This window comes from Cypionkella sp., from assembly GCF_034376685.1.
Lineage (GTDB): Bacteria > Pseudomonadota > Alphaproteobacteria > Rhodobacterales > Rhodobacteraceae > Cypionkella.
The window spans coordinates 41892-56493 of record NZ_JAXMJJ010000072.1 but is presented as its reverse complement, the minus strand read 5'-3'; the positions used below and the strand labels follow the sequence as shown (position 1 = coordinate 56493).

Below are 14602 nucleotides of genomic sequence, written 5' to 3'. Positions count from 1 at the left end.
TGATATGTCAAAACCCCTCAGTGCCGATCTTTTGGCGCAACGCGGCCTGAAACTCAGCCATTTGCGCCTGCTGGCGGCTTTGGCCGATACCGGTCAAATCAGCCTTGCCGCAGACCGTATCGGCACCACCCAGCCCGCCGCCTCACGTTTGCTGGCCGAGGTAGAGCGCATCGTCGGCTCCCCCGTCCACCACCGCACCGGGCGCGGCATGAGCCTGACAGCGGTAGGCCAAGCCCTCGCCGCCCGCGCGCAACGCATCCAGATGGAACTGCGCGACGCCGCCCGCGACATGACCGAAGTGGCCTCCGGCACCACCGGCCATGTGCGGATTGGCAGCGTGACCGGCCCCGCCATCGACCGCGTGCTGCCGACGTTGCGCAATGCCCGGCTGACCGCGCCGCAAGTCACCGTCGAGGTTGTGGTCTCGCCCTCGGACCTGCTGTGCGAACAGCTCCTCGCAGGCCGCCTCGATTTCGTCATCGGCCGCCTGCCTGAAGGCCCCAGCCGCGATCTGTTCACCCTGACCCCGATTGCGGCCGAGCCGGTCTCGCTTGTCGTGCGCAAAGGCCACCCGCTGGCAAACCACCCCACCCCAACGCCGCAACACCTGCTGGCCTATGACTGGGTGATGCCGCCGCCCGACTCGCTGCTGTCGCGCGCTGTGCATGCCAGCCTGCGCGCCCGTGGTATGCCCAGCCCGCCGCAGCGGCTGTCGACTGCGTCCTTCCTGCTGATCTTCGCGCTTTTGCAACAATCCAACGCCATTGCCCCCTTGGCGCGTGCCGTGGTCACCAGCTTTTCCGCCCATCCCGACGCTCCCTACACCGAACTCGCCATCGACCTTGGCATCGAGGTTGAACCCTTCGGCCTTGTGACCCGCGCAGGCAGCATCCTGCCCCCGGTCGCCGCCCGATTGGCGCGCGAGATTCAGAACATGGTGATCGTGTAATCGGCCGTGAAGCTCAGGATTTTCTTGGAGCTGCGCACCAAGCCGCCAACGCCGGGGGTTTCACACCCCCAAGCCAGATTGGCCGTTGGCCAAACTGGCCTGACCCCCGTGGGATATTTATGCCAATGTGAAAGTATCAAGAGGGGAGAACAGGGCGGACCAATGCTTGAGTTCCAACCAAATCTGTAAAATTTAACTCAAATTTGCTTTCACATTGGCCTAAATATCCTCGGGGTCTGGGGGCGAGCCGCCAGCCCCAAGCCCCGCAGCTTGCCGACGATCTCCGCCACCACAGCCGCCAACGGCTGATCAATATCCACCACCACCGCGCGCTCATCCGGCGCGGGCGCTTCCAAGGTCGCAAACTGGCTGTCGAGCAGGGCAGGCGGCATGAAATGCCCGGTCCGCCCGCGCATCCGGCCTTCAATCACCGCCCGCGATCCCGACAGATGCACAAACACCACCCCGCCGCCCGCCTCGCGGTCAATCAACTCCCGATACACCCGCTTCAAAGCCGAGCAGCCCACAATCCCCGGCCCGCGCAAAGCTTGGCCCACCAGTGCCAACCAAGGCCAGCGGTCCGAATCGCTCAAAGCCTCGCCCCGGCTCATCTTGGCGATATTCTCGGACGGATGCAGGTCATCGCCATCGCGGTAGGGCAGGCGCACTGCCTCTCCCAACGCCACCCCGACCGAGGATTTCCCGCACCCTGCCACGCCCATCAAGATGATTTTCATAGCGACGCCGTTATCCCGCCATCGACATACAAACACTGCCCATTCACAAAACTCGATGCCGCCGATGCCAGAAACACGCAAGCCCCGACCAATTCCTCTACCCGCCCCCAGCGCCCCGCAGGCGTGCGCTTTTCCAGCCATTCGCTAAACGCCGGGTCCGCAACCAGCGCCGCATTCAACGGCGTGTCAAAATACCCCGGCGCAATCGCATTGCATTGCAGCCCATGCCGCGCCCAATCCGCAGCCATCCCCTTGGTCAGATTGCCCACCGCCCCCTTGGTCGCGGTATAAGGCGCAATCCCCGGCCGCGCCAAAGCCGTCTGCACCGAGGCAATGTTGATGATCTTCCCCGCTCCACGCCCAATCATATGCCGCGCGCAAGCCTGTCCCACATTGAACACGCTGGCGACATTGCACTGCAACAAGCGCTGAAACGCGTCCTCCGGGAAGTCTTCCAGCGGTCCACGATGCTGCATCCCGGCATTGTTGACCAGAATATCAATCGCCCCGACCTCGGCCTCAAACCCATCCACCGCCGCCCGCACCGCGCCATGATCGGTCACATCAAACGCCAGCCCGCGCGCGCCCGGCACCTGCGCCACCGCCGCTTCCAGCCGCCCCGCATCCCGCCCGTTCAGCACCACCGCCGCGCCAGCCTCCGCCAGCCCCCGTGCCAGCGCCAGCCCAATCCCCTGCGACGCCCCCGTCACCAGCGCCCGCTTGCCGCTCAGATCAAACAGCCCCATCTTGCCCCCCCGAACCCCATGCGTTTATGTTACCGCTCACATACCCTGTCAACCGGAGGCCAGAATGCCCAAACCCCACATCCTCCAGGTCGCCAGCTACCCCGCATGGGACCAAACCGCCCTCGACGCTGCCTACACCACCCACCGGCTTGAGCAGAACCCCGACCTCACCCTGATCGAGGCCATCGCCACCAGCGGCGGGGCAGGGGTCGCCACCGAGGTGATCCAAGCCTGCCCCAACCTCAAACTCATCGCCATCTACGGCGTCGGCTACGATGGCATTGACCTCTCCCTCTGCGCCGGACGCAACATCCAAGTCACCAACACCCCCGACGTCCTCACCGGCGACTGCGCTGACCTCGCCGTCGGCATGATGCTCGCTATCGCCCGCCAGATCCCGCAAGCCGACTACCACGCCCGCTCCGGCGCATGGACCAAAGCCAGCTTCCCGCTACAACGCCGGGTCTGGGGTGCCAAAGCCGGCATCCTCGGCATGGGCCGCATCGGCCAGGACGTCGCCACCCGCCTCGCAGGCTTCGGCATGGACATCGCCTATTCCGCCCGCAGCGAAAAACCCGTGCCCTACACCTACATCCCCGATCCTACCGACCTCGCCGCCCACGCCGATTTCCTCATCGTCACCGCCGCCGCCACGCCCGAAACCCACCACATCATCAACGCCGCCACCCTCAAAGCCCTCGGCCCCGATGGCTTTCTCATCAACATCTCCCGCGCCGCCAATATCGACGAAAACGCCCTGCTGGACGCCCTCGAATCCAACCAGATCGCCGGAGCCGCTCTCGACGTCTTCGACGCCGAACCCCAGATCAACCCCCGCTTCGCCCCGCTCAAGAACGCCCTGCTGCAACCCCACCACGCCTCGGCCACCCTGCAAACCCGCCGCGCGATGGGCCAGTTGATGCGCGACAACCTCACCGCCTATTTCGCGGGCCAGCCCCTCATCACCCCGGTGATCTGAGCCGCGACCGCCCGCTCCGCCCATGCAATCTTAACCACAACACGCTCCAATCCCCCAAACCACTGGAGCACCCCATGACCCCCCACATCCTGATCCCCATCATTGAAATCGACGCCGAAGCCCTGCCGCGCGACCGCACCCAGCTCGACGAAGACGCTATGGCCGAGCTGACCACCTCCATCGCCACCACCGGCCTGCGCATGCCCATTGAGGTCTGGAAACTCTCGCAACCGACCGAGACCCACCGCTACGGCCTGATCTCCGGCCTGCGCCGCCTCACCGCCCACCAGCGCCTCGCAACCCTGCGCCAAAACGGCAGCTTCACCGAAATCGCCGCCTTCCTGCGCACCCCCGAAACCATCCCGGCAGCGATGGCCGACATGGTGGCCGAAAACGAAATCCGCGCGGAAACAAGTGCTTGGGAGAAAGGTGCAACCCTATTAGCCGCCACCCGCGCCGGTATCTTCGACACATTGGACGATGCCACCCAAACCCTGCACGCCAGCGCCTCCCGTCAAAAACGCGCCCGCCTGCGCGCCTTCGCCGAGGTGGTCGAAGACCTGCAAGACGCCATTGTCACCCCCGAACGCCTGACGGGCCGCCAAATGCACCGCCTGTCCGCCGCCCTGCGCGCCGGCCTGTCCGAGCTGATCCACCTCACCCTGCGCGACCACCGCCGCTCCGCCTTGCCCACCCAATGGCAAGCCCTGCTGCCGATCCTGTCCGAGTCGCTGGACCCCACCGAGGAAGCCACCGCCACCACCCCCGGCCGCCCCAGACGCCTGCTGCAGTTGAAGCAGGGGTTAACGATCAGGCGGGAAAAATCCGGCGACGGCTGGATCATGCGCTTCTGCGGCCCCGAAGCCCGCTCCGGCGCGCTGATCGACGATGTGATGGATCATATAGAGCGCTACTTCCAACCCCACTAACCCCTCACGCCGCCTACCTCTTGCCCGATTTGTTCGAAAACAAATCGGGCCGCGCCTGCCTGCCCCCGGCAGGCGCGAATTGCGTCCACCGAGGCAGCCGCGCCCCGATTTATCAAACCCCAGCCCGCTGCTCCACACCCCTTGTCCAACGGCTTTCAGCCTTATGGCCAACAAACCGAAAAACGCTCCGCAGGAGCGTTTTCAGATCGGTTTGGGAACGAAAAATTGTCCGTCGTTCCGGCGGTGTGATGGTTTCCATTAGTTCAAATTTTAGTTGTTTGTCTGACGACTGATCCCTCTTCCACTTGACCTCTAGCCTGCCAATCACTATGTATAACATGTTCCTGATGCTCGAATACGCAGGCTAGTTCTTGCCGTGCCTTATGGCTAGAGTATCGGGAGCATATTCATTTAAAATTCCAGACTGTTAGACGCCTCGCCTCGTTTGTAGTGTCGATGCTGAAGTCCTTGATTGGCGAAGAAGACAATATGTAGTCTCGCAGGTGAACCTTGTTTGGACCCAATTTGCGGTTTTCACGATGTGCTGCAATAGCACCAATAATTACATCTAACATTTGAAGAATGTTGTTGCTGGCGGATGGCTGCGGCTGGATCGCACGCAAACAGTTTGGCCGAGTTTTGTATTTCCGATAAGCTGCCGCACAAATCGCGCCACGAAAATTCACTATTTCAGATGAGTCATTTCCATGATCAGGTGTCATAATGATGCGCATCTGCTGACCATAAAACGCGCATACTCTATGCAACATAAGCTGATAATACAGCTTATTCACACTCTTTTCAGGGCTTCCTAGTCCATCCTTCTTGTGGTCAAAAGCCGTGAAATCACAGATAACACAATGAAAATGTAGTTTGTTCTCATGAAGCAGTTGAAAGAACAAATCTACGGCGGCTTCATAGGCCTGCCGCTTTCTTCCACCTTTGTATTCATTCCACTTGAATTCGCGATTTATCCCAGCGTCGTCTTTCAACGACTGTAGAAGGCCGTTAATTCTTTCAACGTGGTCTGGCCTTATCGCGATTCCGCCAACGACGACGAACTGATGGCCACGATGACTACTACTATCGCTGTAGAAGTGAATAAGGTCAGAACTCACGAAGGGCCACATCTTTCTTGAAACAATCTTTGCGATTGTTGCTAGGCCATTTTTATCTAAACAGGAAGCCTTGAACCTACCAGATTTTAGGCTTGTGAGTGCTCGGTTTCGCCGTAAGTGGGTGCATCTCCTTCGCGATGCTATCCAGACAATGATCAGTAAAACGTTAAAATTCCCTTAACAAGCCCCACCTAACCCCTTGAAATCCCTCACCCCACCCCTCTGTCCACACGTGGACACTACTCCGCAGCCGAGCCGGCCTCCCGGTTGATCAGCGCCCGGGCGGCCCGTTGGAAGGCCCCGAAAACCTGCCCCCTGACCGGCTCGGAAACCCCCACATCCTGCAAAGCCTGCCCCATACAGGTCAGCCAATCCTCGGCATCCTCGGGCCGGATCGGAACGTGGGCGTGCTGGTCCTTCAAACTCAGCGCCCCCACCCGTTCCATATAATCCCGCCGCCCGCCCAGAAAGCCGCACAGAAACTCAAACTGTGCGGCCCTGACGTGGGAAATCCCGTGCCCCCGGAAATGCAGGTGCAGGATCTGCCGCCCCTCGGGGACGGTTTCGATCAGATCATAGAACCGCTCCACCAGCGCCCGAACCGCCGCCTCGCCGCCGATCCGTTCGATCACCGAGGCCACGCCCGCCCCCTACGACTGCGGCCGGGTTTTCTTCGGATCATAGGCCGAGGTTCCCGTCACCACCGCAGGCAGCCGTTTCTGCTGGCCGTCGAGTTTCCCCACCTCCACCGCCGTCCCCGGCCCCGAATGCGCCAGATCCAGCCGGGCGAGGGCGATATTCTTGCCCAGAAGCGGCGACCGAACCGCCGAAGTCACCACCCCCACCTGAGCCCGCCCGACAAAGACCCCATCGCCATGCCCAACCTCGACCGCCGCATCAATCTCAAGGCCCACAAACTTGTCGCGCGGGTTTTCCTTGCGCCGGATCAGCGCGTCGCGCCCGATGAAATCGTCGGTCTTGGATTTGAGCGGCACGGTAAAGCCAATGCCAGCCTCGAACGGGTCGGTCTGATCCGAGAAATCATAGCCCGCAAAGATCAACCCGGCTTCAATCCGCACCATATCCAGCGCCGCAAGCCCCATCGGCCGCAGCCCCTGATCCGCGCCGTTCTCCCAAACCGCATCCCAAACCGCCGTCCCATGCTTTGGATGGCAGAACACCTCAAAGCCCAGCTCGCCGGTATAGCCCGTCCGCGACACCACCACCGGTGCGCCATCCGGCCCACCCAAACGGCCCACCGTGAAGCGGAACCAACCGAGTTCTTCGATCGTCGGCTGGTGCGGCGCGGTCCAGATCATCCGCTTCATAATCTCGCGCGAGTTCGGCCCCTGCACCGCCAAATTGTGCAGTTGATCGGTCGACGAGCGCACCATCACCTTCAGCCCCAGCTTCTCCGCCTGTTCGCGCAGCCAGATGCCAGAGTAATCATCGCCGCCAATCCAGCGGAACTGATCCTTGCCCAAGCGGAACAAGGTACCATCATCAATCATGCCGCCATGCTCGTAGCACATCGCAGAATAGACCACCTGACCCACCGACAGCTTCTTCACATCCCGCGTCAGGCAGTAGTGCAGCAAAGCCTCGGCGTCCGGGCCGGTCACTTCAAATTTGCGCAAAGGCGAGAGATCCAGTACCACGGCTTTCTCGCGGCAGGCCCAGTATTCTTCGATGGCCCCATTCGAGGCATAGGTCTGCGGCAGCCAATAGCCCTTATACTCCACCAGATTGCGGGTTTTTTCCACGATGCGCGAATGGAAGGCGGTTTCCTTGGTCATCACAGGCTCCGATGTGGGGGTGGGGCGGTAGGCGATGGACCGCTGGAAGGGCTCGGCACCGTCATAGGTGCGCACATGAATATCCGACAGATACCAGCCGTTTGCCGGTGAGGTATCATCGGGGCAGGCGGAGTTTACGCAGACCAGATCGGTCAGCGCGCGCAAGAGAACATAGTCACCGGGGCGCGACCACGGCTCGTCCGAGATCAGCACGCCATGGGCGTCAATCGCGGTGTTGAAGAACAGGTTCACCGCCATCCAGCCGGGGCGGGCGGTCACACCATGCGGGGCGAGGGCGGTGTTGAAATTGTCCGAGCAGTTGACATGGCCGGGATAGCCGATGTCGTCATAGTATTTCGCGGCACAGGCCATGGCGAAGGCATCGTGGCGACCGACGGTATCCTGGATGACCTCGACCAGCGGCAGCCAATCCTGATCGTAGTATTTCGCGTGCAGGCCGGGCATCGAATAGGCATGCCCCATCAGCGTGCGCGAGGTGGTCACGTCCAACGGATGCTCCAGCCCCTTGTCCAGCTTGCGGGCGGAAAAGCATTGAAAATCCGTGCATTGCCGACCATCGACGTCGATGATCTGAATGTAGTCGCCCGCCTTGACGAAATAGCTTTCTGCAGTCGCGGATTTGACCCGCAGGTCCAGCACTGGGGTCGCCAGCGGGTCGGGCAGGTCAAATTTCTTGAGGCCAAGCAGGGTAGACCGCTGCACCCGCACCCCGATCGGCGTCAAGGTATCCTGCGCCTCGGGTTGCATTGCGGCCCCCGGTGCCGCGATGATCAGCACACCGTCGCGGCTGGCGGTGAAGCTTTCCTCAGCCTCGGCGGGGGAGGCTTCGCCAAAGCAGGTGATGGCGCGCGCGCTGGCAAGATTGATGCCGCGCCGCTCGATCCCAAGCCGCAATCCTGCCAGACCCGGCGCTTTGCCTTCTGCCAGCAAGGCCATCAGACCCGAAGCATCGGAATTGCCGCTGGCCCCCAGGATTCCCGGATCAACCCGGCCCTGATCATCGGCGGCAATCAGTTCGGCGCGCTGGCCGCCCTCAAGGTTCACCACCGTCACCCGGTCGCCCACGCCCAAGGCGATCAGCCAAGCGCCACCGCCCGGCACTTCAAACTTCTCCAGCCCTGCGCGGGTGCCAAAGGGTTCTGGCGTCAGAATCTGGCTGGGGCGCGGCGGGCCGGGGCGAACAGTCGGGTATGAGTCGAGCATCAGAGCCTCACTTTTTGCATACACGGCAAATTTGTTTCTTTTGAAGAATATCGCGGATAAGGATTTGCGCAAGGGTTTTACACGCCTAGCCTGTAATAGATCGCAAATCGGAGGAAGCTTGTGCAATCGCTGATACTTGGCCTGCTGGCGGCGCTGCTTTGGGGGCTGCATGACTTCACCGTGCGCAAGATTGGGCCGAAAGCTGATGCGGCAGCGCTGTATCTGATCGTCTTGGCGGTGGGGGCGGCTTTGCTGTTGCCGCTGGCGGTTTTCGCGGGGGGATGGGTGACGCTGACCGCCCCGGTCTTGCTGCTGACCTTGGCCTCGGGGTTTGCTGCGGCTTTGGCGGGGTATGGCTTGTATCGCGCCTTTGCGATTGGTCCGGTGCGGCTGGTGGCCCCGATCTGCGGCGCGTTTCCGCTGCTGTCGGTGGCCTTTGCGGTGGCGCGCGGCGCGGAAGCCGGGCCGCTGGTCTGGTTGGGCGTGGCGGCGGTGGTCGGTGGCATTGCCATCGTGGCGCGCGGCGAAAGCGATGACACGGCGGGCAGCAAGCGCGCGGCAGTGGCGTGGTCTTTGCTCGCCTGTGTCAGCTTTGCCGCCACCTTTGGCCTGCTGCAATGGGCGGCAGAGCTGGGGGCGGATTTGCCGGTATCGCTGCTGTCGCGGCTGGCCGCCTGTGCGGCGATGCTGGCATGGGTGGCCGTGCAACGCGTTGATCTGAAACCGGCTTTCGTCTTTCTACCGCAGCTTGCGCTGATGGGCGCGCTGGATGTCACCGCTTTGACTGCCGTCACCATCGCAGGCGGCTTTGCGCGGCCCGAGTTCGCCTCGGTCGCCTCGTCAATCTTCGGCCTTGTCACCATTCTGCTGGCGTGGCGCTTTCTGGGCGAGGCGCTGAAGCCGCTGCAATGGGCTGGCGCGGTGGTGGTGTTTGCCGGCATCGCCGTGTTGGGGCTTGTCTGAAACGAAAGGTTGCTTGTCGGGAATGAAAGCACACCCTGCTGCGGTTCGCGCCATATTCAGGCCAATACGAATATAGGAACACCAGATGCGCTATTCGGGTTTTAGGGTGATTGCCGAGGCTTTGACCGGGCATAAAGGCTGGAAACCAGCGTGGCGCGATCCGGCTCCGCAAGCGTCCTATGACTACATCATCGTCGGCGGCGGCGGGCATGGCCTGGCGACGGCCTATTACCTTGCTAAAGAGTTCAAGCAGGCGCGGATTGCGGTGCTGGAAAAGGGCTGGATTGGCGGCGGCAATGTCGGGCGCAACACCACGATTGTGCGCTCGAACTACCTGCTCGATGGCAACGAGCCGTTCTACGAATTCTCGATGAAGCTGTGGGAGGGGTTGGAGCAAGATTTCAACTACAACGCCATGGTTTCTCAGCGCGGCATCATCAACCTGTTCCACACCGACGCGCAGCGCGATGCCGCCACACGGCGCGGCAATGCGATGATCATGCACGGCGCGGATGCGGAACTTCTGAATAAGGATCAGGTGCGGGCGATGTATCCGTTCCTGAATTTCGAGAACGCACGCTTCCCGATCAAGGGCGCGTTGATGCAGCGGCGTGGCGGCACGGTGCGGCATGATGCGGTGGCTTGGGGCTATGCGCGCGGCGCGGACAGTCGCGGCGTGGATATCATCCAGAACTGCGAGGTTCTGGGGATGAAGATCGAGAATGGCCGCGTGCTGGGGGTGGAAAGCTCACGCGGGTTCATTGGCGCGAAAAAGGTCGGTGTGGCGGTGGCGGGGTCTTCCTCCAAGGTGATGGCCGGGGCAGGGATGCGCCTGCCGATGGAAAGCCATGTGCTGCAAGCCTTTGTTTCCGAAGGGCTGAAGCCGTTGATCGACGGTGTGATGACCTATGGCGCCGGGCATTTCTACGTCAGCCAGTCCGACAAGGGCGGCTTAGTGTTTGGCGGCGATATCGACGGCTATAACTCTTACGCCCAACGCGGCAACCTGCCGGTGGTCGAGGATGTCGCCGAAGGGGGCATGTCGCTGATGCCGATGATCGGTCGCGCCCGCCTGCTGCGGATGTGGGGCGGCATTATGGATATGTCGATGGATGGCTCGCCGATCATCGACAAGACCCATATCGACGGGCTCTATTTCAACGGCGGCTGGTGCTATGGCGGCTTCAAGGCGACGCCCGCCAGCGGCTTTGTTTTCGCGCATCTGCTGGCCAAAGATACCCCGCACAGCACCGCCACCGCCTACCGTTTTGATCGTTTCGCCAAGGGCCTGATGATCGACGAAAAGGGCCAAGGCGCCCAACCGAACCTGCATTAAGAGGCCGATATGATCATCAATCATCCCCTGCTCGGCCCGCGCGATTCACAAGAGTTCGTCTATCTCGGCGATGCCGCCCTGATCCATCGACCCGATGGCATGGCTGAGGGTGCCTTGGATAAGTTCATTGATTACACCTACTTGCGGGACAACCCCGCCGGGACACACCGCGAGCTCTGGTATCACGAACAGGGCGATCGCAGCTGGCTGGTCGTCACCCGCAACACCGTCAGCCATGAAATTACCGCCGTAGAATTGGCCCGCGACGTGGCCCGTACAGAAGGCCGCAGCAAATGAGCCGTATTTCCGGCGGTCAGATCGACCGCAGCAAAACCCTGCGCTTCAGCTTTGATGGTGTGTCCTACAACGGCCATCCCGGCGACACTCTGGCCTCGGCGCTGCTTGCCAACAACGTCCGCCTGATGGGCCGCAGCTTCAAATATCACCGCCCGCGTGGGGTGATTTCGGCAGGCTCGGAAGAACCCAACGCGATTGTCGAACTGCGCACCGGCGCGCGGCAAGAACCCAACACCCGCGCCACGGTGATTGAGCTGTTCGATGGTCTCAGCGCGCAAAGCCAGAACCGCTGGCCAAGCCTGAAATTCGACGCGATGGCGATCAACGACCGCCTGTCGCCGTTCTTTGCTGCTGGTTTTTACTACAAAACCTTCATGTGGCCGGCTGCGTTCTGGGAAAAGATATACGAACCGATCATCCGCCGTGCCGCTGGTCTGGGTAGCTTGTCGAAACTGGACGACCCCGATGACTACGACAAAGGCTTCCTGCATTGCGACCTGCTGATCATCGGCGCGGGCCCCGCAGGCCTTTCCGCCGCCCTGACCGCAGGTCGGGCAGGCGCGCGGGTGATCTTGGCGGACGAAGATTTCCGCATGGGGGGCCGTCTGAACGCCGAAACGCTGGAAATCGCTGGAGCGGCAGGAGCCGACTGGGCAGCGAAAACCGTGCTTGAACTGGCCACCCTGCCTAACGTCCGCCTGATGACCCGCACCACCGTCATGGGCGCGTTCGATCACGGCATCTATGGTGCGGTGGAGCGTGTCTCCGACCACCTCGCAACGCCGCTTCCCGGCAAACCCCGCCAAATCCTGTGGCGCATCTACACCCAGCGCGCGATCCTCGCCGCCGGAGCCACCGAGCGCCCGATTGCCTTCGAGAACAACGACCGCCCCGGCATCATGCTCGCGGGTGCCTTGCGTGCCTATGCCAACCGCTGGGGCGTGGCTGTGGGCGAGAAAGTGGCGGTGTTCACCAACAACGACGACGGGTTGCGCACAGTGGGCGATCTGAAAGCCAAGGGGCTCGATGTCGCCGTGATTGACGCTCGCAAAGGCGATGAAGTCATTGATTCCGCTGGTCGCCTTGGCTTGAAATCTATCACCGTGCGTCGCGCCAATGGCCAAACCGAAACCCTGCAAGTCAGCGCCCTTGGCGTCTCGGGTGGCTGGAACCCGAACCTTAACATCGCCTCAAACCACCGGGGTCGCCCGATTTGGGATGATCAAATCGCGGCCTTCATTCCCGCGCCGGAAAGCATCGCGGGCCTCACCTGTGTGGGTGCTGCGGCCGGTGCGTTCTCGACCCATGCCGCCCTCACCACCGGGGCGACCCATGCGATTGCCGCCCTCGCCGATCTGGGCATCACGGCCACTGCCGATATCCCGCAAGCCGAAGACGCCCCCCTCAATCTGACCCCGGCATGGTATGTCCATTCCGGCAAAGGCCGCGCTTGGGTTGATCAGCAGAATGATGTGACGGTGAAGGATGTGAAGCTGGCGAAGCAAGAGGGCTTCATCTCGGTCGAACACCTGAAACGCTACACGACACTGGGCATGGCGACCGACCAAGGCAAGACCGGCAATGTGCTGGGCTTGGCCGTGATGGCCGAGCTGACCGGAAAAACCATCCCCGAAACCGGCACAACGATCTATCGCCCGCCCTACACGCCCGTGGCGATGGGCGCTTTGGGCGGCCGCGCGCGGGGCCATGATTTCAAACCTACCCGCCAAACCCCTAGCCACAAATGGGCCGCCGAGCAGGGGGCTATTTTCGTCGAAGTCGGCTACTGGCTGCGCACGCAATGGCTGCCGCGCCAAGGCGAGACCACTTGGCGGCAATCGGTCGACCGCGAAGTGCTGCAAACTCGCAAATCCGCCGGGATTTGCGACGTGACCACCTTGGGCAAGATCGACATTCAAGGCACCGATGCGGGCCTGTTCCTCGACCGGGTTTACGCCAACACCTTTGGCACTCTGGCCGTCGGCAAGGTCCGCTACGGGCTGATGCTGCGCGAAGATGGCATGGTGATGGACGATGGCACCACCGCGCGGATGGGGCAGAATGAATATGTGATGACAACCACCACCGCCAATGCGGTGCCAGTGTTCCGCCATCTGGAACACTGCCGCCAAGTGTTGTGGCCGGATCTGGATGTGCAACTGATCTCGACGACCGAGGCTTGGGCGCAGTATTCCGTCGCTGGCCCCAACGCACGGAAACTGCTGGAAAAACTGGTCGATCAGGATATCTCTGACGCCGCCTTCCCCTATATGGCTTGCGGGGCGATCACCGTGCAAGGCACCCGCGCGCGGCTGTTCCGTATCTCTTTCTCGGGCGAACTCGCCTATGAAATCGCGGTGCCGACCCGTTACGGCGACGCGATGATCCGGGCTTTGGTTGAGGCTGGGCGCGAGTTTGACGCAGTGGTCTATGGCACCGAAGCCCTCGGCGTGATGCGGGTGGAAAAGGGCCATGTCGCGGGGAATGAGCTGAACGGCCAATCCTCGGCGCTGAACATGGGCCTCGGCAAGATGGTGTCAAAAAAGAAAGACAGCATCGGCATGGTGCTGTCGCAGCGTGAGGGCATGAACATCCCGACCGGCTACCGTTTGGTCGGCGTAAAGCCCGTGAACCCCAGCGATGCCCTGACCGCAGGCGCGCATTTCCTGGCCAAAGGTGCGGAAGCGGTGGCCGCGAATGACGGCGGCTGGCTGACCTCGGTGGTCTATTCGCCGCATCTGGGCCATTCCATCGGCCTCGGCTACCTGAAATCCGGCGATACCCGCAAGGGCGAGCGGCTGCGCAGCGTCAACCTGCTGGCGAAAACCGATGTCGAGGTTGAGATCGTCAGCCCGCATTTCTTTGATCCTGAGGGAGAGCGTCTCCGTGGCTAATCCGTTGAAATCCCTCACGCCCTTGGGCCATGATGCACCCATCACCGAAACCATCGGCCCGGTGACGATCACCGAGAACACCGGCACGGCGCTGGCCTCGCTGGCGTCCCGCATGGGCTTTGAAGCCGAAGTTGCCTCCGCCGCGGCAGCCGCCAGCATCCCGCTGCCCGGCCCCGGTCGGAGCGACGCTGCCACCACCTATGCCACACTCTGGCTTGGCCCCGAGCAATGGATGATCGAGGCCCCCTTCGCCAGCCACGAGGACATTGTGGCGATCCTGAAACCGATCTTCGGCGAGTCGGCTTCGATCACCGAGCAAACCGACGCCTGGGTGCGCTTTGATCTGACAGCCCCCGATCTGCCCGCGCTGTTTGAACGGCTGTGCAACTACGATCTGCGTAAAGCCGGGGCAGGGGCCACCACCCGCACCATCATCGACCATCTGGGCTGCTACGTTATCCGTCGCGCCGACACCGAAGTCAGTATCCTCGGCCCGCGCTCCTCGGCGCACAGCCTGCACCATGCGCTGACCACAGCCGCCAAAGCCACCTTCTAGGCTTTCACATTGGCATAAATACTCCACGGGGTTTGCCATTGGTTCGAGAGACCAATGGCATAGGGGGTGTGAAACCCC

General features: G+C 62.0%; 13 protein-coding genes. 8 read left to right on the top strand and 5 right to left on the bottom strand.

Features of this window, described 5'->3' with window-relative positions:
* Positions 1–4: 4 nt before the first annotated feature.
* Entirely contained in the window at positions 5–949 is a 945-nt protein-coding gene (locus U1A24_RS13720; protein WP_322322536.1) for a LysR substrate-binding domain-containing protein, read from the top strand.
* Positions 950–1158: 209 nt separating this feature from the next.
* Here the strand turns inward: U1A24_RS13720 and U1A24_RS13715 are convergent, their stop codons facing one another.
* Both U1A24_RS13715 and U1A24_RS13710 read right to left on the bottom strand, forming a co-directional pair.
* Complete coding sequence (locus tag U1A24_RS13715) at positions 1159–1686, bottom strand: gluconokinase (RefSeq protein ID WP_322322535.1); 528 nt, start codon at positions 1684–1686, stop codon at positions 1159–1161.
* Entirely contained in the window at positions 1683–2432 is a 750-nt protein-coding gene (locus tag U1A24_RS13710; protein ID WP_322322534.1) for an SDR family oxidoreductase, read from the bottom strand. Before U1A24_RS13710 ends, U1A24_RS13715 begins: the two co-directional genes overlap by 4 nt.
* Positions 2433–2496: 64 nt before the next feature.
* On the opposite strand from U1A24_RS13710, the gene U1A24_RS13705 reads away from it, so the two are divergent.
* Together U1A24_RS13705 and U1A24_RS13700 are read left to right on the top strand one after the other, a co-directional pair.
* Entirely contained in the window at positions 2497–3411 is a 915-nt protein-coding gene (locus U1A24_RS13705) for a 2-hydroxyacid dehydrogenase (RefSeq protein WP_322322533.1), read from the top strand.
* 74 nt (positions 3412–3485) lie between these two features.
* Positions 3486–4340, top strand: coding sequence for a ParB/RepB/Spo0J family partition protein (locus U1A24_RS13700; RefSeq protein WP_322322532.1), 855 nt, complete (start codon positions 3486–3488; stop codon positions 4338–4340).
* Between the two features lie 407 nt (positions 4341–4747).
* Here the strand turns inward: U1A24_RS13700 and U1A24_RS13695 are convergent, their stop codons facing one another.
* The 3 genes from U1A24_RS13695 to U1A24_RS13685 all read right to left on the bottom strand — a co-directional run bounded on the left by U1A24_RS13695 (position 4748) and on the right by U1A24_RS13685 (position 8478).
* Entirely contained in the window at positions 4748–5458 is a 711-nt protein-coding gene (locus U1A24_RS13695) for a DUF3800 domain-containing protein (RefSeq protein ID WP_322322531.1), read from the bottom strand.
* 239 nt (positions 5459–5697) lie between these two features.
* Positions 5698–6099 (bottom strand): group II truncated hemoglobin, encoded by a 402-nt coding sequence (locus tag U1A24_RS13690; protein WP_322322530.1) that lies wholly within the window; start codon positions 6097–6099, stop codon positions 5698–5700.
* 9 nt (positions 6100–6108) lie between these two features.
* Positions 6109–8478, bottom strand: coding sequence for a DUF1989 domain-containing protein (locus tag U1A24_RS13685; protein ID WP_322322529.1), 2370 nt, complete (start codon positions 8476–8478; stop codon positions 6109–6111).
* A gap of 120 nt (positions 8479–8598) precedes the next feature.
* On the opposite strand from U1A24_RS13685, the gene U1A24_RS13680 reads away from it, so the two are divergent.
* The 5 genes from U1A24_RS13680 (at position 8599) to U1A24_RS13660 (ending at position 14524) form a co-directional block, all read left to right on the top strand.
* Positions 8599–9441, top strand: coding sequence for a DMT family transporter (locus tag U1A24_RS13680; RefSeq protein WP_322322528.1), 843 nt, complete (start codon positions 8599–8601; stop codon positions 9439–9441).
* A gap of 85 nt (positions 9442–9526) precedes the next feature.
* Positions 9527–10777, top strand: coding sequence for a sarcosine oxidase subunit beta family protein (locus U1A24_RS13675; protein ID WP_322322527.1), 1251 nt, complete (start codon positions 9527–9529; stop codon positions 10775–10777).
* Positions 10778–10786: 9 nt separating this feature from the next.
* Positions 10787–11074, top strand: coding sequence for a sarcosine oxidase subunit delta (locus U1A24_RS13670; protein WP_322322526.1), 288 nt, complete (start codon positions 10787–10789; stop codon positions 11072–11074).
* Positions 11071–13968, top strand: coding sequence for a sarcosine oxidase subunit alpha family protein (locus tag U1A24_RS13665; protein WP_322322525.1), 2898 nt, complete (start codon positions 11071–11073; stop codon positions 13966–13968). Before U1A24_RS13670 ends, U1A24_RS13665 begins: the two co-directional genes overlap by 4 nt.
* The gene (locus U1A24_RS13660) at positions 13961–14524 is read left to right on the top strand and encodes a sarcosine oxidase subunit gamma (RefSeq protein ID WP_322322524.1); all 564 of its coding nucleotides are present in this window, start codon (positions 13961–13963) and stop codon (positions 14522–14524) included. The genes U1A24_RS13665 and U1A24_RS13660 overlap by 8 nt, the downstream gene beginning before the upstream one ends.
* The last annotated feature ends 78 nt before the right edge of the window (positions 14525–14602 follow it).

Coding starts and splice junctions, on each gene's coding strand:
- U1A24_RS13705 (WP_322322533.1), top strand. CDS start 2,497: ATGCCCAAACCCCACATCCTCCAGGTCGCCAGCTACCCCGCATGGGAC.
- U1A24_RS13665 (WP_322322525.1), top strand. CDS start 11,071: ATGAGCCGTATTTCCGGCGGTCAGATCGACCGCAGCAAAACCCTGCGC.
- U1A24_RS13710 (WP_322322534.1), bottom strand. CDS start 2,432: ATGGGGCTGTTTGATCTGAGCGGCAAGCGGGCGCTGGTGACGGGGGCG.
- U1A24_RS13675 (WP_322322527.1), top strand. CDS start 9,527: ATGCGCTATTCGGGTTTTAGGGTGATTGCCGAGGCTTTGACCGGGCAT.
- U1A24_RS13670 (WP_322322526.1), top strand. CDS start 10,787: ATGATCATCAATCATCCCCTGCTCGGCCCGCGCGATTCACAAGAGTTC.
- U1A24_RS13700 (WP_322322532.1), top strand. CDS start 3,486: ATGACCCCCCACATCCTGATCCCCATCATTGAAATCGACGCCGAAGCC.
- U1A24_RS13715 (WP_322322535.1), bottom strand. CDS start 1,686: ATGAAAATCATCTTGATGGGCGTGGCAGGGTGCGGGAAATCCTCGGTC.
- U1A24_RS13720 (WP_322322536.1), top strand. CDS start 5: ATGTCAAAACCCCTCAGTGCCGATCTTTTGGCGCAACGCGGCCTGAAA.
- U1A24_RS13685 (WP_322322529.1), bottom strand. CDS start 8,478: ATGCTCGACTCATACCCGACTGTTCGCCCCGGCCCGCCGCGCCCCAGC.